The sequence below is a fragment of the Halolamina pelagica genome (genome assembly GCF_900115675.1).
Taxonomy (GTDB): domain Archaea; phylum Halobacteriota; class Halobacteria; order Halobacteriales; family Haloferacaceae; genus Halolamina; species Halolamina pelagica.
In genome coordinates this window covers 12,985-33,864 of the sequence record NZ_FOXI01000011.1, presented here as the reverse complement: position 1 = coordinate 33,864, position 20,880 = coordinate 12,985, and the positions used below count along the sequence as shown (strand labels likewise).

Sequence of the window (20,880 nt, the reverse complement as noted above, 5' to 3'; positions counted from 1 at the left end):
AATTCAGCCGCGGCGTATAAACCTCCCTACCCCATCCCGGCTTGTCGGTCAGTCGAGCACTTTTTGCGTCGGGAGGCGGAGCACGGATCCATGCGGAACCTCCCCGTCCCGCTCCTGCCCCGACTCGTGCGCTGGCTGGGAGTTCTCAGTGCCGCGGCGGTCATCTTCTACTTCTCAGTGCTCGATACGGTGGCAGCGCCGGGCGGCGGTGGCGGGCCGCTGTGGGACAAGCAGCTCCACTTCCTCGCCTACGCCGGGCTCACGGCGGCGACGGCGTACGCGACGGCGACGTGGGAGCGGCCCGGGCGTCGACGCGCGGCGGCGGTCCTGCTCGGAGTCCTGCTCTACGGCCTCGGGATCGAACTGGTGCAGGGAACGCTCACGGATCGGTACTTCAGCCCGGCCGACCTGCTCGCGAACGTCATCGGCGTCGCGCTCGGCAGCCTCTGGTTCGCGGCGGAGCGCTACCTCGCCTATCGACGACTCCCGGCTCAGTCGCGGAACTCCTCGGCGAGGTAGACGCCGAGGACGCCACCAACGGTGGAGAGCGCGACGGTGTAGACGGCGACGAACAGCACCGCGAACAGCAGGATCACGACCCCGCCGGCGAACGGTTCACCGAACCCCATCAGCAGGAAGGCGAAGCCGCCGAACAACACCACGACGGCGGCCATCGGGAGGGCGGCGAACAGCCCCGCGAGCGCGCCGATCCGGGCGCCGTCGCGGCGCTCGAGGAAGCCGGCGGCTGCGCCGCCGAGCAGCGGCGAAACGCCGGCGAAGGAGAAGACGATCGTCACGGCCGCGCCGAGGAGGGCGTTGACGTACGAGTTGCCGGTGTCCATACCGGTCGTTGGGCCGAGGGGAAGCAAAAGCTGTCGGCCACGGGGTGACGGTCGGGCGGTCGACTGGCCGGCCCGTTTATGTGGTCGCCCGCCGAAGCACGACGTGATGGTTCACAAGAAGATCACTCTGATCGGATCGAGCAGCGAGAGCTTCGACGCCGCGGCCGACGACGCCATCGACCGCGCGGAGGACACGCTGGACAACGTGAAGTGGGCGGAAGTACAGGAGTTCGGCGTCGAACTCGCGAGCGTCGACGACCGGCAGTACCAGGCGGAAGTCGAAGTCGCGTTCGAACTGCAGGATTGAGCTGCCTGCGGGGGCGATCGATCCGCTCCCGACGGCTTCTTGCCCGCCGCCCGATTGCTTCCGGCTACCCAATGGTTCGTCTCCTCCACTACTCCGATATCGAGAACCTCTACGACGACGCCGAGCGGGCGGGGCGCTTCGCGGGCCGGATCCGCGAACGCGACGGCGAGGACGCCCTCGTCGTCGGCACGGGCGACACCACCGCACCCGGCGTCGTCTCGCTCGCGGCCAGCGGGCGACAGGTGCTCGACTTCGCCGACGCCGTCGACACCGTCGCCGACACGTTCGGCAACCACGACTTCGACTACGGCCCCGACGCCACGCGGGAGATCGTCGCCGACAGCGAGTTCACGTGGGTCAGCGCGAACACGCTCGACGAGGACGGCGAGCCCTTCGGCGCCGCGGAGGGCGTCGTCCCGTGGACGATCGCCGAGGCCGACGGCGAGCGCGTCGGCTTCTTCGGCCTGACTGACCCGACGACCGACTCGATCAACCCCCAGGCCGCACCGCTCACGTTCACTGACCCCTACGCGGCCGCCGACGAAGCGGTCGCGGAACTCCGCGACGAGGGTGTCGACTACGTCGTCGCGCTCTCCCACCTCGGCGGCGGCGACGACGAACTCGCCCGCCGGGTCGACGTGGACGCGATCCTCGGCGGCCACGTCCACAGCGTCCGTACCGAGTACGTCGACGGGGCGCTCTGTACGCGCCCGGGCGTGAACGGTCACGAGTTCGTCGAGATCGAACTCGGGGCCGACGACGCGGCGGCGGCCCGGGGCGACGGCGGCGTTGCCGCGAGCGCGCGCGTGATCGACCCCAGCGAGGGGCCCGTCCACGAGGACCCCAGCGAGGGGCCCGTCCACGAGGACCTGACCGACGCGCTCGAGCGCCGCCGCGAGTCGGCCGGCCTGACCGAGACGGTCGCGACCGTCGACGAACCGCTCGCCCGGACCGACGAGACCACCTTCGGCGGCGAGTCCAGGATCGGTAACTTCGTCGCCGACGCCTACCGCGCCGCGGCGGACGCCGACGTGGGGCTCCAGAACGGCGGCGGGATCCGCGAGGGCCCGGCGCTGTCGGGCGACGTGACGCTCGCGGATCTCGTGAGCGTGCTCCCCTTCGAGGAGCCAGTGGTGGTCGTCGAACTCACCGGCCGCGAACTCCTGGAGACCTTCAGCGAGGCCGACGGCAGCGAACTCGACTTCGGCGAGCCCCACTGGTGGCACGCCCACCTCAGCGGCGCCAGCCTGCGCTGGGACCACGAGGCGGGCGAACTGCTCGACGCGCGCGTCGACGGCGAGCCGATCGACCCGGAGCAGCGCTACACGGTCGCGACCGCGGAGTACCTGCTCCACTCCGACCACGAGTTCCCGACGATCGAACAGCGCCACCGCGCCGGCGAGGTCGGGATCCAGCACGACGTGCTGGCCGAACACGCCCGACGCGGCGGGCTCGACGTGAAGGTGGAGGGGCGGATGGTCTTCGAGCCCTGAGCCGCCCGAAGGGGTACGCATTTGTCGTCCGGCCTCGGAGGTGATCGTATGACGTTGGTCGTCGTCCCGGTTCGCTACCCGCTCTCGAAACACTCCGCGGCGACCCTCCGGGAGGCCGTCCGCATCGCGGAGGAGCGCGACGCCGACCTGTCGGTGCTGCACGTCGACCTGTTCCAGAACAACCACAACGTGAGCCGCGTGGACCTCAAGCGGGCGGTCGAGGCCAAGGTCGGGCCGATCGACCGCTCGCGCTACGTCGTCCGCCAGGGGTTCCTGGTCGAGGAGACGATCATGGAGGAGGTCGCCGACGAGGGCGCCGACGTGGTCGTGATCGGCTCGAAGCAGGCCGGCCGCTTCCGGAAGATGCTGAACAAGCTGTTCGAGTCGCCCGACGTGGGCCGGTATCTGGAGGAACAGCTCGACTGTACAGTCATCACGGTCTCCGCCGACGGGCAGACCCAGAGTTGAAGTAGGAGACCGGGACCACTCCGGCCCGGATGTGGCTCGGCCCCGGTGTGACCGTCGACACGCCCACCCCCGGAGCGACGGCCATCGGCAGCGTCGCCGGGGTCCCGCTCGGCCCCCGGGCCGAGCCCGAACTCCTCCTCCCCGTCGTCGTCGCCACCGTCGCGGGCTGTCTGCTCGGCACCTGCTCGGGGCTGGTGCCGGGCCTGCACGCCAACAACTTCGCGCTGCTGCTCGCCGGCGCGGCGCCGCACGTCCCCGTCGATCCGCTCGCCCTCGGCGCGGCGATGCTCGCGGCCGGCGTGGTCCACACGTTCCTCGACATCGTCCCGTCGCTCGCGCTGGGCGTGCCCGACGGCGCGATGGCGGCGGCCGCGCTCCCGGGGCACCGACTCGTCCTCCGCGGACGGGGACGCGAAGCGCTCAGACTCTCCGCGCTGGGCTCCGGTTCCGCGGTCGCCGTCGCGACCCTGCTCGCGTTCCCGGTGACGTGGGCGATGCTCCGACTCGCGCCGCTGCTCACGGCGTGGTTCCCCGTCGTCGCCGCCGCGGTGCTCGCGCTCATGCTCGCGACCGAACCCTCCCACGCCGCCCGGCTCGCCGGGCTGCTCGCGTTCGGACTGGCGACGGCGCTCGGCGCGGCGGTGCTGGGGCTCTCCCTTTCCGGGCCCGTCGCCGGCGGCGTGCTCGCGCCGCTGTTCGGCGGGCTGTTCGGTGCGCCCGTGCTCCTCGACGCGGTCCACGGCGGCGGCGTGCCCGAGCAGGACGACGCCCAGCTCGCCATCCCGCCGGTGGATCTGGGTATCGCCGCGGGCGCGGGTGGACTCTCGGGCGCGGCGGTGGGCTACCTCCCGGGCGTCTCGGCGGGCGTCGCCGCGACCGTCTCGCTGCCCGCGGTGCCGGCCCGGAGCGACCTCCGGGGGTTCGTCGTCGCCACCAGCGGGGCGAACAGTTCGACGGCGGTGTTCTCGCTGTTCGCGCTCGTCGCCCTCGGCGCGCCGCGGTCGGGCGTGCTCGTGGCCGTCGACGACGCCGGGGTGCCGCTCTCGCTGTCGGTGCTGCTGCCGGTCGTCGTCGTCGCGGCCGCGGTGGGGTTCGTGCTCGTCGGCCTGCTGGGCGACGCGGCGTTTCGTGTGGTCTCACGGCTCGATCAGCGCCGGCTGGCGTTCGCCGTGCTGGGGCTGCTGGTCGTGCTCGCGGCGCTGTTCACCGGGGCGGCGGGGATCGCCGTGTTCGCGCTCGCGACGCTCGTCGGGCTGATCGCGGTCCGGATCGGCGCGCGCCGGGTGTACCTCATGGGGGTGTTGCTCGGCCCGCTGGCGCTCGGGCTCTAAACCAGGGTGTACGTGACTGCGTAGGCCATGCCGGCCAGCGTCACCGCAGCCAGCCCGGTCAGCGCGGCGCTGATGGCGTCCGGGCGCTCGACGGCCACGTTCGGGAACCGAACCCGGGGGACGGCGCCGATCATCCCCACCGAGAGCACCGAGAACACGAAGTGGTAGGAGAAGTCGAGCGTCGGCGCCGGGATCGCCAGCGCGGCCAGCGCGTAGCCGACGCCCACGACCGCCCGGAAGTCGATCGCCGTCCGGATCGGGCGCTCGAGCAGCCACATCGCCACCAGCAGGCCGGCCCAGATGGCGGCGAGCTCGACGCCGAACGCGCCCAGCAGGTGGAGCGTCGCGTCGTCGGCGAGGGCGACCCGCTCGGTCACCAGCGGCGCGTTCAGCGGGTAGAGGAAGGCCGGCGGCTCGCCGGTCGCGAGGTCGCCGAAGGGGTGCGAGAGCAGGCCGACGAGGCCGGCGGCGGCCGTCGCCCGCGGGCCGAACTCGGTGTACTGCTCGACGCCCTCCGCGACCGCGACGGCGGCGACGACGAAGACGGCCATCACGGCGCCGCCGAGCGCCCCGCTGACCAGCGTCGCGACGGTTCCGAGGCCGGCACCGAGCACGACGGCGACGCCGAGCCACTGGGGGGCGTTAGTGCGGCGGCCGTGGAGCCACGCACCCGCGAGGCCGGCCGCGACGGGTGCGACCAGCAGCGAGTGGGTGATCGTGCGGTGGACGGCGGTGCTGGCCGCCCAGAAGGAGCTCACGGTGCCCATCACGCCGCCCTCGGCGCCGACGAGGCCGGCCAGCGCGTACACCATGTCCACGTCGGGGACGGTCGCGAACGCCGCGGCGACGATGCCGAGGCGGAGGGCGACCCGGCGGTCGGTCAGCAGCGCTGCTGTCCCGCCGACGAGGGCGAACGCCAGCAGCGCGTGACCGACGAACATTACCGGAATTTCGGGGCTCGTGGTGATAAGCCTCTCGCCCAATCCGTTATGCCCTGCTATGCCGTGGTATCGCTCGATTCGGCCGTCCCGTCAGCGTCGGACTCCCCCGTCTCGTCGGTATCGTCCAGTTTCGTCCACTTCTTCTCGATCTCGGCGTTGCCCCGGACCACCGTGTCGTCGTTCTCGTCGCGGAACCGGGTCTTGCGGAGTTCGATGGTCGTGACCGTGCCGGACACGTCGCCGACTTTCACCCGGTCGCCCGGCATGAAGTCCGGATCCCGGATGAGGTAGACCCCGGCGACGGCGTCGGCGATCATGTTCGAGAGCGAGTAGGAGATCCCCAGCGCGAGGAAGCCGGCGGCGGTCCCCATCGAGGCGGCGATCTGCTCGAGCCCGACGATCGAGAGGAAGGAGAGCGCGATCCCGAACCAGAGGAAGGCGGCGACGATGGTGCTGACGAAGCGACGATACACGTCCGACTCGCTCGGCAGCGCGCGGTCGAGGGCGACCCGGACGACGACCATCACGAGTTTCGCCAGTACCGCCGCGATCACCAGGAAGACGATCCCCGAGAGCACACGGGGGATGGCGCCCGCGATCCCGTCCACGAACCGATTGATCCCCTCCTCGATCAGCCCGAACTGGAGCGCCAGCATGGGCTAGCCCTCGGCGGTCGCGCGTAAAAAGGTGGGAGGCGATCGGTGGTCGTGCCGCACGGATGCGACCACGGCGTCGCGTTTCGTCACCGGCACACGACGGCACCGGCAGGTCACGAGCCGTGGTCGGTTAGGCGGCGCGGTGGACTTCGTACTCCCCGTCGTCGTCGACGCCGATGATCGCCCACTCGCCCTCCGGCGCCTGTTCGCTGAGTCGTTCGTCGAGTTCGTCGACGCAGTCGGTCCACGTTACGAGGCATTCGAGGCCATACTCCCCGTCGAGGGTTCCCGGCTTGGTGGCGTCCTCCGCGCAGAGTGTCCGTACCCGGACGGACCGCCACTTCCGTTCCGCGACGAACTCCGGGCCGTCGCCGGAGACCGCGTAGCCGAGGCGTTCGAAGACGCTCCGTGCTTCCTCGTTCGGTGGAACCGTACGCACCATGCACGCGGCAGTACGTCGGGAACCGTGTTAAGCGTGTGGGTAGTTACCATAGGCCGTTTCCGTGACGGACGAAAACGTGCGGAGCGATTCCTCGAAATCTGTCGTTCCGAGTTGGCCAATTCACTCGTGCCGTTGAACTCGGTCAAGGGGATGCTCTGCTAACAAACCGGAAAAGGCCTGAATGAACTGCTCAGCAGAGACATTCGTACCGTACTTGACTTCGGTTGACCAGATTCTGGTGGACCTTCGAGGCAAGTTCGTGCATCGCCTTCGCTTGTGCTTCGGTGGCCACCCCGAGTCTGTAGTACGTCTTTCCGCCCCGAAATCGGGCAAAAAGGAAAACGAAACCGTCAGTCGTCGGTCACCGCCGAGGCCGCCGGACCGGTCGCGGGCGCGTCGTCGACGGCCGCGGGCGGGCTGTCGCGAACGTCCTCGCGGCCCTCCTCCTCGATCACGCGGCTGTAGGCGTTGGGCATCACCTTCGTGAACGCCGAACACGTCGCCGCCCAGTCCGCGAGCAGGTCGTGCCCGCGCTCGCTGTCGGTCCGGGCGACGTGGTTCTCGATCAGCCGGCGGAGCACCCGTTCGTCCTTCTCGCCCAGCCCGGAGAGCGTCACCATCCCCGTGTTGGCGCGATCCGCGAGGTCGCCGTCGGGGTCGTGGACGTACGCGACGCCGCCGGACATCCCCGCGGCGAAGTTCGTCCCGGTGTCGCCCAGCACAGCGACGATGCCGCCGGTCATGTACTCACAACCGTGGTCGCCGAGGCCCTCGACGACCGCCGTCGCGCCGGAGTTCCGCACCGCGAACCGCTCGCCGGCCCGGCCGTTGACGTAGAGTTCGCCGTCGGTCGCACCGTAGAGCGCGACGTTGCCGACGACGACGTTCTCGGTCGGGGTGAACGCCGCTCGGTCGGGGGGACGAACCGTGATCCGCCCGCCGGAGAGCCCCTTGCCGACGTAGTCGTTGGCCGCGCCCGTCAGCCCGAGCGAGACGCCCTGCTTGCAGAACGCGCCCAAGGACTGCCCCGCAGTACCGGTCAGGCCCACTTGGATTGTCCCGTCCGGGAGGCCGTCGAGGCCGACGCGGTCGGCGATCTCCCCGGAGAGCAACGTCCCGACCGCGCGGTCGGCGTTGGTCACCTCGCGCTCGATGCGGACCGCCTGCCCGTCCTCGATCGCCGGTTCGGCGGCCTCGAGCAGGTCGCGGTCGTAGTGGTCGTCGACGCCCGGGTGAGCCTGTTCGCGCACCTTCGTCCGCGGTTCCGGCCCGGGATCGGCGAGGATCGGCGAGAGGTCGAGCTGGTCGGCCCGCGAGTGACCGCTCTCGCGCTGGGTCAGCAGCTCCGGGCGGCCGATCAGCTCGTCGAGGTCGGTGACCCCCAGTTCGGCCATGATCTCCCGGAGCTGCTTGGCGACGAACGTGACGTAGTTCACCACGTGCTCGGGCTCGCCCGGGAACCGATCGCGCAGGTCCGGGTCCTGCGTGGCGACGCCGACCGGGCAGGTGTTCTCGTGACACTGCCGGGCCATCACGCAACCGGAGGACACCAGGGACCCGGTACCGAAGACGTACTCCTCGGCACCCAGCGCGGCGGCGACGGCCACGTCGCGACCGGTTTTGAACCCGCCGTCGACGCTGACCCGGACGCGGTCGCGTAGCCCGGTCTGCCGGAGGAACTGGTTGGCCTCGGCGAGGCCGAGTTCCCACGGGAGGCCGGCGTTCTTGATCGAGGTCTTCGGCGACGCCCCCGTGCCGCCGGAGTGGCCCGAGACGTGGAGCACGTCCGCGTTGGCCTTGGCGACGCCGGCGGCGATGGTGCCGATGCCGTCCTCCGAGACCAGCTTCACGTTCACGTCGGCGTCGGGGTTGGCCGACTTCAGGTCGAAGATGAGCTGTTTCAGGTCCTCGATCGAGTAGATGTCGTGCAGCGGCGGCGGCGAGATGAGGCCGACCCCGGGCGTCGCGTAGCGCACGTGGGCGATCATCTCGTTGACCTTCTCGCCGGGGAGGTGGCCGCCCTCGCCGGGCTTTGATCCTTGGGCCATCTTGATCTGGATCTCCTCGGCGTCCCTGAGGTAATCGGCGGTGACGCCGAACCGGCCCGACGCGACCTGCTTGACTTCGCAGGCGCGCTCGGTGTCGAACCGCTCGGGCGGCTCGCCGCCCTCGCCGGTGTTGGCCTTCCCGCCGGTGCGGCTCATCGCGACCGCGTTGTTCTCGTGGGCCTCCGGTGAGAGGCTGCCGAGACTCATCGCGGCCGTCGAGAAGTGCTCGGCGATGGACTCGATCGACTCCACGTCGTCGACGTCGACGGGCTCGCGGTCGCTGTCGAACGCGAGCAGGCTCCGCAGCGTCTCGGGATGGGCCGTGCCGCCCTCGACGAGGTCGACGAACTCCTCGTAGATCCCGTAGTCCCCCTGCCGGACCGCCTGCTGGAGCGTCCCGGTCGTCTTCCGGTTCCACCCGTGCTTGATGCCGCCCGTCCGGCTCTCGTACTCCCCCTGGCGTTCGAGGTCCGGGTCGTCGGTGTCGGCGGCGCCCTGCTGGCCGCCGTCGCCGAAGCCGACTTCGTGGCGCCCACGCAGGTCGGCCTCGATCTGGTCGAGCGTGATGCCGCCCGTCCGGATGCGGGTCCCCTCGAAGTACTCGGCGACCAGGTCGTCGTCGAGGCCCACGGCCTCGAACACCTGCGCACCCTGGTAGCTCTCGACCGTCGAGATGCCCATCTTGGCCATCGTCTTCAGCAGGCCGTCCTCCAGCGCGTCGACGTAGGCCGCGATTGCCGCCTCGCGGTCGGCGCCGTCGGGGCCGGCGACGACGTCCTCGATCGTCTGGTAGGCGAGATAGGGGTTCACCGCGCCCGCGCCGTAACCCACCAGCGTCGCGAGGTGGTGGACCTCGCGGGGGTCGCCGGACTCGACGACGAGGCCGGCGTGGTTCCGGAGCCCGTTCCGGACCAGCGAGTGGTGGACCGCGCCCGTCGCGAGTAGGCTCGGGATCGCGAGTCGGTCCGGGCCCACCTCCCGATCCGAGAGCACGACGATGTCCGCGCCGGCCTCGATGGCCGCGGTCGCGTCGGCGCGCAGGTCCTGGACTGCGGTTTCGAGATCCGTTTCGGGGTCGAACGTCGTGTCGACGACGGTCGTCGAGAGCGCGGCGTCGCCGCCGTCGAGGTTCTTGATGCGCTCGGCGGTGGGGTCGGTGAGCACCGGCGAGTCGAGCACGAGTTGGCGGGCGTGGGCGGGCGTCTCGTCGAGCAGGTTGCGCTGGTGGCCCAGCCGCGTCTCCAGCGAGGTGACCAACTCCTCGCGGATGTAGTCGATCGGCGGGTTGGAGACCTGCGCGAACAGCTGTTTGAAGTAGCTGAACAGCGGGCGCTCGTGGTCCGCGAGCACCGAGAGGGGGGTGTCGTCGCCCATCGACCCCACTGGGTCGCTCCCGTCGCGGGCCATCGGTTCGAGCAGCTGGTCGATCTGGTCGTGGGTGTAGCCGAACGCGGCCTGGCGGGGGCGAAGGGCGTCGTCGCCCCGGAGCGCGAACGAGTCGCGCTCGGGAAGTCGCTGCTGCTCCTGGTCGACCCACTCGGCGTACTTCTCGTCGGCGAGATCGTCGAACACCTCCTCGTCGGGGACGATCCGGCCCGCCTCGGGGTCGGCGACCAGCAGTTGGCCGGGCGAGAGTCGCTCGCGCTGCTCGATATCCGCGGGATCCGTGTCGAGCGCGCCGGCCTCCGAGGACATGACGAGTCGCCCGTCCTCGGTCACGTCGTACCGACAGGGGCGGAGCCCGTTGCGGTCCAGCGCGGCGGCGACTTTCTGCCCGTCGGTCGCGACGACCAGCGCGGGGCCGTCCCACGGCTCGATCAGGCTGGCGTGGTAGTCGTAGAACGCCGTGCGCTCGGGGAGCATCTCCTCGTCGCCGCGGTAGGCCTCGGGGATCAGCATCCGGAGCGCGTGTTCGACGCTGCGGCCGGTGCTAGTGAGCAGTTCGAGCGTGTTGTCCACGCTGGCGGTGTCGGACTGCTCGGGGTCGTCGACGATCGGTTTCAGGCTGTCGAGGTCGTCGCCGAACGCGTCGTCCGCGAGGTCGGTCTCGCGGGCGCGCATCCAGTTGACGTTCCCCTGGATCGTGTTGAACTCGCCGTTGTGGACGATCCCGCGGTAGGGGTGGGCGAGGTGCCAGGCGCCGAGCGTGTTGGTCGAGAACCGCGCGTGGACGAGCGCGAGTTCGGACTCGACGCGCCCGTCACGGAGGTCGGGGTAGTAGTCGGCGAGCTGCTCGCTGGTGAGCAGTCCCTTGTAGACGAGGCGCTGGCGGTCAAGCGAGGGGACGTAGAAGCGCTCGGCGCCCGGCGGGTCGTCGTCGTCGACGGCCCGTTCCAGCTCCTTGCGCGCGACGTAGAGCGCGCGGTCGAACGCCTCGTCGTCGATGCCGTCGGGTGCGACGAACAGTTGCCACACGTCGGGCTCGGACTCGCGGGCGGTCTCGCCCAGCGGCTCGTTGTTCGTGGGCACGTCCCGCCACGCGACGGTCGACACGTCGTGGGCGGCGAGGTGGGCCTCGAACCGCTCCTGTAGCCCTTCCCGGGCGTCGGCGTCGTCGGGCATGAACACGCTCCCGACCGCGTACGTCTCCGGGAGGTCGGCGTCGACGACGGCCTCGAAGAAGCGATCGGGCCGCTGGAGCATGATGCCCGCGCCGTCACCGGTGTCCGGATCGGCGCCGGTCGCGCCGCGGTGTTCGAGGTTACTCAGCAGTTCCAGTGCGTCGGCCACCGTCCGATGGGACGGGCCGCCGTCGAGGTCGACGACGGCGCCGACGCCGCAGTTCGACCGCGCCTCGGTCGGGTCCGCGAGGCGCGTGGTTCTGTTCGTGGTACTCTGTGACACGGTCTTGGGTGAGAGTATATCGCATAGTTTATCAGCCTGTCCCTAGAAACAGTCCGAACTTTCGTGAATGATCGGCGTAGCTGGTCGCATACCCCCGAAACGTTGATAACTGTGTGTGATGTTACCACGGGTGTAGATGCCAGACACGAAAAGCGGTCGCGAACGGAAAGGGCGGAACAAACGCCGGCAACTGGAGTCCCGGCTCGCCTCCCGGGACGCGGAGACGGATTTCGACGCGGAGGAACTCCCCGAACCCGACGCGGCCGACGCCGAGTACCTGGCGGATCCGGACGGAGGTGAGTTCCCCGAGACCTGACGACTCGCCCGCCAACGACCCCCTTTCTCTCCTCGACTTCGCACGGCCGTTAGCCGACTACCGCCTTCGACTCGGTACCAGTCCGTCGACGCTCGCTCCTCGCCCGATCGGGGAGCGCCTCGTCCTCGCCGCCGTCGAACGAGTACATAAAGGAAGCAAAATGCGGTGAACTGTGACATGGTAAACGAACACACGATTGAGGTGAGATGGACCGCTTGCTTCCGGTTTTGCTGGATAAACCGGTCCTGACCGGAGGCCGTATATCCCACACGCTACGAAACATTTATATAGAACCACGGACAATCCTTCGGTACACATGAGCCAGCGACAGCGCGGCGGAGGCCAGCCCATGATCATCATGGGTGAGGACTCCCAGCGAGTGAAGGACAAGGACGCACAGGAGTACAACATTTCTGCGGCTCGGGCGGTCGCCGAGGCCGTTCGTTCCACGCTCGGCCCGAAGGGGATGGACAAGATGCTCGTCGACTCGATGGGCGACGTGACCATCACTAACGACGGCGTCACCATCCTCGAGGAGATGGACATCGACAACCCGACGGCCGAGATGATCGTCGAAGTCGCCGAGACCCAGGAGGAGGAGGCCGGCGACGGGACGACGACGGCCGTCGCGATCGCGGGCGAGCTCCTGAAGAACGCCGAGGAGCTGCTCGAGCAGGACATCCACCCCACCGCGGTGATCAAGGGGTTCCACCTCGCGAGCGAGCAGGCTCGTGAGGAGGTCGAGGACATCTCGCGGACCGTCGACCCGAGCGACACGGAGCTGCTCGCGAAGGTCGCCGAGACGTCGATGACCGGCAAGGGCGCCGAGCTCGACAAGGAGCACCTCGCCCAGCTGATCGTCGAGGCCGTCGAGGCCGTCACGGTCGAGGCCGAGGACGGCAGCCACGTCGTCGACCTCGCGAACCTGAAGGTCGAGACCCAGAAGGGCCGTGCGGTCTCCGAGAGCGACCTGCTCAACGGCGCGGTCGTCTCGAAGGACCCCGTCCACGACAACATGCCCAGCGAGGTCGAGGACGCCGACACGCTCCTCCTCGACGCGGCCATCGAGGTCGACGAGGCCGACGTGGACACCAACGTCTCGATCGACTCGCCGGACCAGCTCCAGTCCTTCCTCGACCAGGAGGAGCAGGAGCTCCGCGACAAGGTCGACGCCATCGCCGCGACCGGCGCGGACGTGGTGTTCTGCCAGAAGGGCATCGACGACCTCGCCCAGCATTACCTGGCCAAGGAGGGCGTCCTCGCGGCCCGCCGCGTGAAGTCCTCGGACATCAGCTTCCTGAAGAACGTCCTCGGGGGCAACGTCGTCTCCAACTTCGCGGACCTCGACGCCGCCGACCTCGGCCACGGCTCCGTGCGCCGTGACGAGGACGACGAGATGTTCTACGTCGAGGGCGACGACGCCCACGGCGTCACCCTCCTGCTGCGTGGCTCGACCGACCACGTCGTCGACGAGCTCGAGCGCGGCGTCTCCGACGCGCTGGACGTCGTTTCGACGACCGTCTCGGACGGTCGCGTCGTCGCCGGCGGCGGCGCCATCGAGGTCGAACTCGCCAGCCGCCTGCGCGAGTACGCCGACAGCGTCACCGGCCGCGAGCAGCTCGCGGTCGAGGCGTTCGCCGACTCGCTCGAACTCGTCCCGCGCGTGCTCGCCGAGAACGCGGGGCTGGACTCCATCGACACGCTGGTCGACCTGCGCGCGGCCCACGAGGCCGGCGATCAGACTGCCGGCCTGAACGTCTACAGCGGCGAGGTCGAGGACACCTACGAGGCTGGCGTCGTCGAGCCGGCCCACTCGAAGGAGCAGGCCGTCTCCAGCGCCACCGAGGCCGCGAACCTCGTGCTCAAAATCGACGACATCATCGCGGCCGGCGACCTCTCGACCTCGGGCGACGAGGACGAGGGCGGCGCCGGCGGCATGGGCGGCATGGGCGGTATGGGTGGCATGGGCGGCGCGATGTGACGTTCGGAAACTAACTCACGCCCGCCCCGGCCGACCGCCGAACCGCTCCGTCGACTACCGTTCTCCAATTTTTCACACCCGATAGCGGTGACCTCCTCCTCGCCGTAAACGGCGAGGCTTCCCACGGCACCGCACCGCTGGGTTGGGATATTTGCTGGTTTACGACCCGTCGGCATGACAGGTCGATGGCGGGGCCACACCGCCGTTACTCCTATCCCCGGCAAGGGGACTCGGAGTTATCTCGCAACCGAGACACCACAGCGGTTCGAGAGGGTGTCTCGAACGGTCTGGTTCTCGGAGTCCCGATACTGTGCATTTAGAGTGGCGACGAATCGCCTCGGTGTACGTCATGCTACAACACGATGCTACTTAAATATCCGTATGAGCGCCGATGCGGGTTCGCGGAGGCGTTGGCGGATTCACGCCCGCCGTGAACGGCGGGATTCTCTCCTCGAAGAAAGATAGGGAGACGTTCACGCTCGTCGCTGACGGCGAGTCGTACGCCCCGATCACCCCCGAGCACGGCTATCCGGTCGACCTCGACGTACCCGGCAACGCGTACGCCCCCGAAAACGGCGACAGACGCGGCTGGCTCCTCTTCGAGACGCCGGCCCAACTCGACTCCCCGCCGGTGCTCCGACTCGACGACAACGACGGGCCACGGGAGTGGGACCTGGCGGTCGAGAAGGCGACGGCGCCGCCGCCCGCGTGGGAGTGGGCCGCCGACGCCCCGGCGGCGGTCGCCCCGGACGAGACGTTCGAGATCACGATCGCGGCCGAGAACGTCGGCGACGGGCCGGGCACCTTCCGCGGCGCGGTGAACTTCTCGTACCCGCTGTACAAGCCGGAGGGGTTCGACGTCCCGCTCGACCCGGGCGAGTCCGGCACCGCGACCGTGACCGCGGAGGCCCGCGACGCCGATCCGGGCCGGGAGATCGACTACGGCATCCGGACCCCGACGGGGGAGACGACAGTGACCGTCGCCGTCGAGGACGGGACGGCGACGAACACCGACGCGAACTGACGCCGGCCGTCTCCACACGGACCCGCGTACTTTTCCCCGCTCCCGTCGCACTCCCGGGCGATGGAGGAGGCCACCCACGACGAACTCGCGGGCGTCGTCGACCTGTTCGACGCGCTGACCCGCGCGGAACTGGAGCGGGCGCTGGTCGAACTCGCCTACCGTCGCGGCGCCGACGTGCGCGAGGACGCCGTCTCGGCGGCCGTCGCGGAGGCGGTTCGGGAGTACTACCTCGTCGAGCTCCCGGCCGAGGCCGTCGCTGGCGACGTCGACGTTCACGAATCGCGTAGCGATCCGTTAGCCAGCGGGAACACGGAGCGTTCTGGCGACGCCGACGAGGCGCTGGTCGTCGGCCCGGTCGCGTTCCCGATGCTGCCCGCGGAGGGCGAGGACCTGCCCCACATCCTCGACGTGCCCGAGCGCTCGGTCGACCACGCGGCCGCGGCCGAGCACGTGGCCGAGCGCCTACGCGAGGAGTCCGAGACGGTCGTCGACGACGACGACGCCGAGCGCGCGGCGACGCTGGTCGACGTGACGTACGACGCCGAGGCGTGGGGACCGGTGGAGCTGGGCGAGACGCGGGACCGCCTGCTCGCCCTCGTGGACTGAGACCGACGAAGCGTTTTTGCCCGACTGGCGCCGACACTCACGTATGGAACTCTCGGGGGTCGGCGGCTACGAACCGGTGACGGTCGCCGACGCGGAGCGCTGGGCCAGCGTGCTCGCCCCGGTCGTCGACGGGGGCGAGGAGCCCGCGCTGCTGTTCATCAAACGCTCGGACGACCTCGGCTCCCACGCCGGCCAGATGGCCTTCCCCGGCGGCGGCCGCGAGCCGTTCGACCCGGACCTGGTCGACACCGCCCGCCGGGAGGCGTGGGAGGAGATCGGGCTCCGGGAGTCCGAACCCTCGATCGTCGGCCGCCTCGATGACACGACGACGACCTCGGGCTACGCGATCCGGCCGTTCGTCGCGCGGGTGCCAGACCGCAGCTACGAACCCGACGGCGTCGAGGCGGTGGAGGTCGCCAAACTCCCGATCTCGGCCCTGATCGACCCCGCGAACTACGAGTCCGAGCGCCGGAAACGCCCCGAGGTGGGCGACGTGCGCCTCCACTACTTCCACGTCGGCGACTACACGGTCTGGGGCGCGACCGGCCGGATGCTGGTGCAGTTACTCGAACTCACGACCGACTGGCGCGCGCCGGAGACCGTGGACCGGGTCGTGGAGCCGGAAGCCGAGTTCCCGGTGTAGTCGGCGGAGTCAGGTCGTCGTTCGGTTGGGGGTGTTCGAGCCTGCTCGACTGGCTTCTCGTTCCGCTCGGAGTGACGACACGCTTATCACGGTGAGCGAGGTATGGGGGAGTGCATGGCCGCACAGGCGATGGATCGCGTTCCGCGATTCTAGATCCGCGCAGTTCTCGCATAGCCACCGCAGTACCCAGGAGCTCTCGCTATGAACACGCCCGACACCACCACGCCCGACAGCACCAGCCAGCGAACCACGAGCGACGCCACCGTCGGGCCGTTCCCGCGTGTCGGCATCGACGCGGTCGCGCTCAAGCCCACGGAGGTCGACCTCGCCCGCGCGACCGACCTCCCGGCGTCGACGCTCGTAATCGACTACGAGGGTCGCGAGGCGTTCCCGGACACTGAAACACTCCGCGCGCTCGCGGCGGCCGCCACGGTCCGGGTCACCACGCCCGTCCGCGCCGACGGCCTCGACCCGCTGGGCGACGACTCGCTCGCGGCGTCGATCCCCGAGGGCGTCGGGCGCGTGCTCGTCGCGGGCCACGGCGCCTACCTCTCCGAGGAGGAGAGCCAGCGCGCCATCGCGCCGCGACTGGGTGAGGGCCGCGAGCAGCACTCCGACGCCTGGGTCGGCACCGAGGGCGTCGAACGCGTCGCGCTCGCGACCGGCGCGACCCAGTTCGAACTGCTCTCGCGGTCGACCGAGCGCGACGCCCGCTCGCTGCGGGCCGCCGGCTTCGAGGGCGACCTCGCGGTGTACGCCCCCACCGTCCTGACCGACGACGAGGACGAGATCCTCGACGCCGTCGGCGCGTACGTCTCCCGGCGCGGCCCCGTCAGGCGCGCGCTCCCGGACGACTGCGAGACCGACTCGTCGGCGACCGGCCGGGCGAGGGAGGTGCTGCTCGCCGCCAGCACGGACTTCGCGATCGTCGGCGACGAGGGGACGATCCGCGGCCGGGTCGAGGGCCTCCACGGCGCCGGCGTCGACACCGTCGTCGGCTACCCCGCACGCGGGCTGGACGAACTGCTGGACTGACTGTCCCGCAACGGTTTCTTCCGCTAGACGATCCCCAACTCGGCGAACAGCAGCGTGATCACGGCCGCGTTGTAGAGCCCGTGGACCAGCACCGGCACCAGCAGTGCCCCCGTTCGCTCGTAGAGCCAGCCGAGCACGACGCCGATGGCCAGCCAGACCGGAACCGAGACGATCCCCGCCTCGAGGTTCGCGAGCAGGTTCGGGAGGTGCACGAGCGCGAACAGCAGCGCGCTCCAGCCGACGGCGCCCCAGGGGGAGAACGACCGGCGCAGGTAGCCCTGCACGACCCCGCGGAAGAGGTACTCTTCGGCCGGCCCGACCGCGAGCAGCATCGCCGGCAGCATGAACGCCAGCACCGCGACCGAGAGCTCGTCGGGCGCCGAGACGGCGGTCACGGGGTCGACGCCCAGCAGCGAGCCCACCGCGAAGGCCGCGCGGTTGAACGCGACGAGGGCGACGGTGGCGCCGACGACCAGCGCGGCGTCCCGCAGTCTCGACCCGTGCCGGTCGATCCAGTCGACGACGATCGCCGCGCCGTCGTCGGTCTGCCGGAACGCGTAGCCCACGACGACGAACCCGGCTTCGGCGGTCACCAGCAGCACGCCGACGAGCGCGGGGACCGCCGCGTCCGGGTTCGTGCTAGCGCCGACCAGCGCGCCGAGCAGGGTGCCGACCAGCCCGGTAATAGTGCTCACGACGAGCCCACCGACCGCGAGGGTGAGGGCGATCACGAGCGCGATCGGACGGCCGGGAGCGTCGGACACGGCCCGATCCTCGTCCGGCGCCGACATGAATCTCGCGGCGTCCCCGCCCTGGCGTTTAAGCCCACTCGGGCGGAACAAACGAGCGAATGGAGGTCCGCGACGCCGTCGAGCGCGACGCGCCGGCGATGGCTGCCCTGACCGACGCCCCCGAGCCCGTGCTCCGGAACGTGGTTCACGAGCGGAGCGTCCGGGTGCTGGTCGGCGACGGGGAGGAGACGGCGCGCGACAACGGGCCCGCGGCGGCCGACGACGACGCCGACCTGCGCGGGTTCGTGAGCTTCGACGCCCGGGAGGACGCCGTGTTCGTCACGCAGTTCGGCGGCGACAGCGACGCCTGCGAGCGCCTGCTCGCCGAGCCGATCGCGTTCGCCCGCGGGGCGGGGCTGCCGGTCGAGGTGATGCTCCGTGAGGGCGACGACGCGATGCGGACCGCGGTGGAGGCGGTCGGGTTCGACGCCGCGGGGTCGGGGCCGCAGTTCCGGGGCGACCCCACGCGCCGCTACCGCTACGACCCGACGTAGCGAGGTAGGGAGGAGAACGGCCGGAACGATGGCGTTCAAGTACGTCGGTGCGGGAGTGACACCAGTGAGTCACTCGACCGACGAGGAGCGCCTGTTCCGGGGCTACTCGGGGCGCCTGCTGCTCGTCATCTCGCTGGGCTGGGCGCTGCTGCAGGCCGGGCGACTGAGCATCTCGCCGCTGTTGACCGCCATCGCGGGGGATCTGCAGATCTCCAGCGGCGCGGCCGGCTTCGCCATCACGGTCGTCTGGGGGACGTACGCGATCCTCCAGTACCCGAGCGGCCGGTTCTCGGACCGGCTCTCCCGGACGACGCTGCTCGTCTCGGGGCTCTCGCTTGCGGCGGTGGGCTTCCTCACTCTCTCGGCGGCGCCGACGTATCCCGCCTTCCTGTTCGGGGCGGTCGTCATCGGTGTCGGCGTCGGGTTCTACCCCACGCCCGCCCGGGGGATGGTCTCGGACCTGTTCGTCGCCAAGCGCGGCCGCGCGTTCGGCCTCCACACCGGCTCGGGCGACGTGGGCGGGATCCTGGCCGCCGGGATCGGGACGGTCGTGCTCGCGGTGGCGACGTGGCGGGCGGCCTTCGGCCCGATCGCCGTCGCGCTGCTGTTGATCGCGCTCCTGCTCCATCTCTGGAGCAACGAGGGGTACGAGGTCGCGAAGGTCGACCTCGCGGTCGGCGACACGTTCCGCCGGATCCTCGGCGTCCCGCGGCTGCGCTGGCTGCTCTTCGCCTACGCGCTCTACGCGTTCACCTGGCAGTCGGCGACGGGCTTCCTCCCGACGTACCTCCGGGCGAAGGAGCTCTCGCCGGTCGTCGCGAACGCCTCCTTTGCGCTACTGTTCGTCGTCGGCGCGCTCGCGAAGCCGCTGGCCGGCGGGCTCGGCGACCGCGTCCCGCGGGGGCTGCTCGCGCCGGGCGTGCTGGTCATCGCGGCGGTGGCGCTGGTCGGCCTGGTGCTGGCGTCGACGCCCACGGCGGCACTGATCGCGGTCGGGGTGTTCGCCGCCGGGCTGCTGGCGTACCCGCCGGTGATGCAGGCGTACCTGATGGACTCGTTCCCGGGTGACAGTATGGGCGGCGACCTGGGCGCGATGCGCAGCGTCTACATCGGGATCGGCTCGCTGGGCGCGACCTACGTCGGCGTCGTCGCCCAGTACGTCAACTACGACATCGCGTTCACGGGACTGGTGGGCTGTCTGCTGCTCAGTAGCGTGGTGATCGTGCTACGCGGGCGGGAGTAAGTGGAGAAGTCGCCTTTGTTGCCGACACGATCCCGGCGTCGGTTCCGTGGCTGAGACACGGCGGTCGTGGCGGCTCCCACACGACGACGGCGTTCGGCTCCGCGGTCGTGGCCCGGTAGCCGTCGTCGGTTACGCGCCGCGATCGGTTACCGGTCCTCGACCGGCGTCCACTCCGCCTCCTTCGCGCCGGTGTACTTCGCCCGCGGTCGGAAGATGCGGTTGTCCCCGAGCTGTTCGATCACGTGGGCGACCCAGCCGCCGACGCGGCTCATCGCGAAGATGGGCGTGAACATGTCGACGGGGATGCCGAGCTGATAGTACACCGTGCCGGAGTAGAAGTCGACGTTGGGCGCGAGCCCCTTCTCGGCGAAGCCGGCCTCCTCGACGAGGTACTGCTCGATCTCGTTGGCGTGGTCGTACCACTTGCGCTCGCCGGAGGCGTCGCCGAGGTCCCGGGACTTCTCCTCGAGGATCACCGCCCGCGGGTCCTTGACGTTGTAGACGCGGTGGCCGAAGCCGGGGATCTTCCGGCCGTCGTCGATGGCGTCTTTGACCCACTGGACCGGGTCCTTCGAGGAGTCGTCGACCTCGAGCAGCGTCTCCATCACGTCCTGGTTCGCGCCGCCGTGGAGCGGCCCCGAGAGCGCGCCGACGCCGCCGGTGACCGCGGCGTAGGTGTCCGCGAGCGTGGAGGCGATCACCATCGACGCGAACGTCGAGGCGTTGAGCCCGTGGTCGGCGTGGAGGATCAGCGCCATGTCCAGCGTCTCCTCGGCCACGTCGTCCGGCTCCTCGCCGGTGAGCATGTACAGGAAGTTCCCGGCGTGGCTCAGGTCCTCCTTGGGCGAAAGCGGCTCCTCGCCGTCGCGGAGGCGCTGGTAGGCCGCGAGGATCGTCGGGACCTTGGCGGTGATGCGCCGGCCCTGTCGGAGGGTCGCGGCCTGGTCGTCGGGGGCGGCGTCGGGTTCGGGGTCGCTGGCCGACAGCATCGACACCGCGGTCCGGAGCGCGGCCATCGGCGCCTCGTCGGCGGCCGCCAGATCGGCCAGCGTCCCGAGCACCTCGTCGTCGACGGCGCGCTCCTCGGCCATCGTCGCCGTGAACTCCGCGAGCTCGGACTCGGTCGGGAGGGAGCCGTGCCAGAGCAGGTAGAGCACCTCCTCGTAGGTGGCGTGCTCCGCCAGTGTCTCGATCTCGTGGCCGCGATAGATCAGCCGTCCCTCGTCCCCGTTGATGTAGCTGAGCTGTGACTCGCCGACGACGACACCTTCCAGGCCTTTCTGAACCTCTCCTGACATAGGCTAAGGGTTGGTCCGGTCGACGAAAAAGCGTTGCCGTTCCGGGCGATGAGGTTGGGAACCGTCCGTCGGAACCC

Annotated in this window: 20 protein-coding genes; 13 read left to right on the top strand and 7 right to left on the bottom strand. The window is 70.2% G+C overall.

What is annotated here, in order from left to right:
- Nucleotides 1-90 precede the first annotated feature (90 nt).
- Nucleotides 91-519: a VanZ family protein gene (locus BMZ83_RS12470; RefSeq protein WP_074879157.1), complete on the top strand. Its 429-nt coding sequence runs from the start codon at nucleotides 91-93 to the stop codon at nucleotides 517-519.
- Here the strand turns inward: BMZ83_RS12470 and BMZ83_RS12465 are convergent.
- The gene (locus BMZ83_RS12465) at nucleotides 492-842 is read right to left on the bottom strand and encodes a DUF5518 domain-containing protein (protein ID WP_074879155.1); all 351 of its coding nucleotides are present in this window, start codon (nucleotides 840-842) and stop codon (nucleotides 492-494) included. The two genes, BMZ83_RS12470 and BMZ83_RS12465, sit on opposite strands and share 28 nt — an antisense overlap.
- A gap of 106 nt (nucleotides 843-948) precedes the next feature.
- On the opposite strand from BMZ83_RS12465, the gene BMZ83_RS12460 reads away from it, so the two are divergent.
- From BMZ83_RS12460 to BMZ83_RS12445, 4 genes are all read left to right on the top strand, one after another.
- Nucleotides 949-1,149 (top strand): dodecin, encoded by a 201-nt coding sequence (locus BMZ83_RS12460; RefSeq protein WP_074879152.1) that lies wholly within the window; start codon nucleotides 949-951, stop codon nucleotides 1,147-1,149.
- A gap of 71 nt (nucleotides 1,150-1,220) precedes the next feature.
- Nucleotides 1,221-2,642 carry a bifunctional metallophosphatase/5'-nucleotidase gene (locus tag BMZ83_RS12455; protein WP_074879150.1) on the top strand — a complete coding sequence of 474 codons (1,422 nt, stop codon included), beginning with the start codon at nucleotides 1,221-1,223 and terminating at the stop codon, nucleotides 2,640-2,642.
- Between the two features lie 48 nt (nucleotides 2,643-2,690).
- Nucleotides 2,691-3,110 carry a universal stress protein gene (locus BMZ83_RS12450; RefSeq protein ID WP_074879148.1) on the top strand — a complete coding sequence of 140 codons (420 nt, stop codon included), beginning with the start codon at nucleotides 2,691-2,693 and terminating at the stop codon, nucleotides 3,108-3,110.
- A gap of 83 nt (nucleotides 3,111-3,193) precedes the next feature.
- Nucleotides 3,194-4,441 (top strand): tripartite tricarboxylate transporter permease, encoded by a 1,248-nt coding sequence (locus BMZ83_RS12445; protein WP_394327205.1) that lies wholly within the window; start codon nucleotides 3,194-3,196, stop codon nucleotides 4,439-4,441.
- On the opposite strand, the gene BMZ83_RS12440 is transcribed toward BMZ83_RS12445, so the two are convergent.
- The 4 genes from BMZ83_RS12440 to gltB form a co-directional block, all read right to left on the bottom strand.
- The gene (locus BMZ83_RS12440) at nucleotides 4,438-5,382 is read right to left on the bottom strand and encodes a metal-dependent hydrolase (RefSeq protein ID WP_074879146.1); all 945 of its coding nucleotides are present in this window, start codon (nucleotides 5,380-5,382) and stop codon (nucleotides 4,438-4,440) included. The genes BMZ83_RS12445 and BMZ83_RS12440 overlap by 4 nt on opposite strands.
- A 56-nt stretch (nucleotides 5,383-5,438) precedes the next feature.
- Entirely contained in the window at nucleotides 5,439-6,038 is a 600-nt protein-coding gene (locus BMZ83_RS12435; RefSeq protein ID WP_074879144.1) for a mechanosensitive ion channel domain-containing protein, read from the bottom strand.
- A 130-nt stretch (nucleotides 6,039-6,168) separates the two neighbouring features.
- A complete protein-coding gene (locus BMZ83_RS12430; protein WP_074879142.1) occupies nucleotides 6,169-6,480 on the bottom strand; it encodes a DUF7116 family protein in 312 nt (103 codons plus the stop codon).
- Nucleotides 6,481-6,830: 350 nt separating this feature from the next.
- Nucleotides 6,831-11,372: a glutamate synthase large subunit gene (gene gltB, locus BMZ83_RS12425; protein WP_074879140.1), complete on the bottom strand. Its 4,542-nt coding sequence runs from the start codon at nucleotides 11,370-11,372 to the stop codon at nucleotides 6,831-6,833.
- A 136-nt stretch (nucleotides 11,373-11,508) separates the two neighbouring features.
- Here gltB and BMZ83_RS12420 point away from each other — a divergent pair, with 136 nt between their 5' ends.
- The 6 genes from BMZ83_RS12420 (at nucleotide 11,509) to BMZ83_RS12395 (ending at nucleotide 16,977) form a co-directional block, all read left to right on the top strand.
- Nucleotides 11,509-11,688: a hypothetical protein gene (locus tag BMZ83_RS12420; protein WP_074879138.1), complete on the top strand. Its 180-nt coding sequence runs from the start codon at nucleotides 11,509-11,511 to the stop codon at nucleotides 11,686-11,688.
- A 316-nt stretch (nucleotides 11,689-12,004) separates the two neighbouring features.
- Nucleotides 12,005-13,669: a thermosome subunit beta gene (thsB, locus tag BMZ83_RS12415; protein ID WP_174955777.1), complete on the top strand. Its 1,665-nt coding sequence runs from the start codon at nucleotides 12,005-12,007 to the stop codon at nucleotides 13,667-13,669.
- A 430-nt stretch (nucleotides 13,670-14,099) separates the two neighbouring features.
- The gene (locus BMZ83_RS12410) at nucleotides 14,100-14,693 is read left to right on the top strand and encodes a hypothetical protein (protein ID WP_143076959.1); all 594 of its coding nucleotides are present in this window, start codon (nucleotides 14,100-14,102) and stop codon (nucleotides 14,691-14,693) included.
- A gap of 60 nt (nucleotides 14,694-14,753) precedes the next feature.
- Entirely contained in the window at nucleotides 14,754-15,299 is a 546-nt protein-coding gene (locus BMZ83_RS12405) for a DUF7109 family protein (RefSeq protein WP_074879133.1), read from the top strand.
- A 43-nt stretch (nucleotides 15,300-15,342) separates the two neighbouring features.
- Nucleotides 15,343-15,942 (top strand): NUDIX hydrolase, encoded by a 600-nt coding sequence (locus tag BMZ83_RS12400; protein ID WP_074879131.1) that lies wholly within the window; start codon nucleotides 15,343-15,345, stop codon nucleotides 15,940-15,942.
- Between the two features lie 201 nt (nucleotides 15,943-16,143).
- Nucleotides 16,144-16,977 carry a DUF7388 family protein gene (locus BMZ83_RS12395; RefSeq protein ID WP_074879129.1) on the top strand — a complete coding sequence of 278 codons (834 nt, stop codon included), beginning with the start codon at nucleotides 16,144-16,146 and terminating at the stop codon, nucleotides 16,975-16,977.
- Nucleotides 16,978-17,000: 23 nt separating this feature from the next.
- Here the strand turns inward: BMZ83_RS12395 and BMZ83_RS12390 are convergent, their stop codons facing one another.
- The gene (locus BMZ83_RS12390; RefSeq protein ID WP_143076958.1) at nucleotides 17,001-17,741 is read right to left on the bottom strand and encodes a CPBP family intramembrane glutamic endopeptidase; all 741 of its coding nucleotides are present in this window, start codon (nucleotides 17,739-17,741) and stop codon (nucleotides 17,001-17,003) included.
- 86 nt (nucleotides 17,742-17,827) lie between these two features.
- Here BMZ83_RS12390 and BMZ83_RS12385 point away from each other — a divergent pair, with 86 nt between their 5' ends.
- Entirely contained in the window at nucleotides 17,828-18,262 is a 435-nt protein-coding gene (locus BMZ83_RS12385) for a hypothetical protein (RefSeq protein ID WP_074879125.1), read from the top strand.
- A gap of 64 nt (nucleotides 18,263-18,326) precedes the next feature.
- Nucleotides 18,327-19,505: an MFS transporter gene (locus tag BMZ83_RS12380; RefSeq protein WP_245748696.1), complete on the top strand. Its 1,179-nt coding sequence runs from the start codon at nucleotides 18,327-18,329 to the stop codon at nucleotides 19,503-19,505.
- A 146-nt stretch (nucleotides 19,506-19,651) separates the two neighbouring features.
- Here BMZ83_RS12380 and citZ read toward each other — a convergent pair whose 3' ends face one another.
- The gene (gene citZ / locus BMZ83_RS12375; protein ID WP_074879122.1) at nucleotides 19,652-20,803 is read right to left on the bottom strand and encodes a citrate synthase; all 1,152 of its coding nucleotides are present in this window, start codon (nucleotides 20,801-20,803) and stop codon (nucleotides 19,652-19,654) included.
- Between the last annotated feature and the right edge of the window lie 77 nt (nucleotides 20,804-20,880).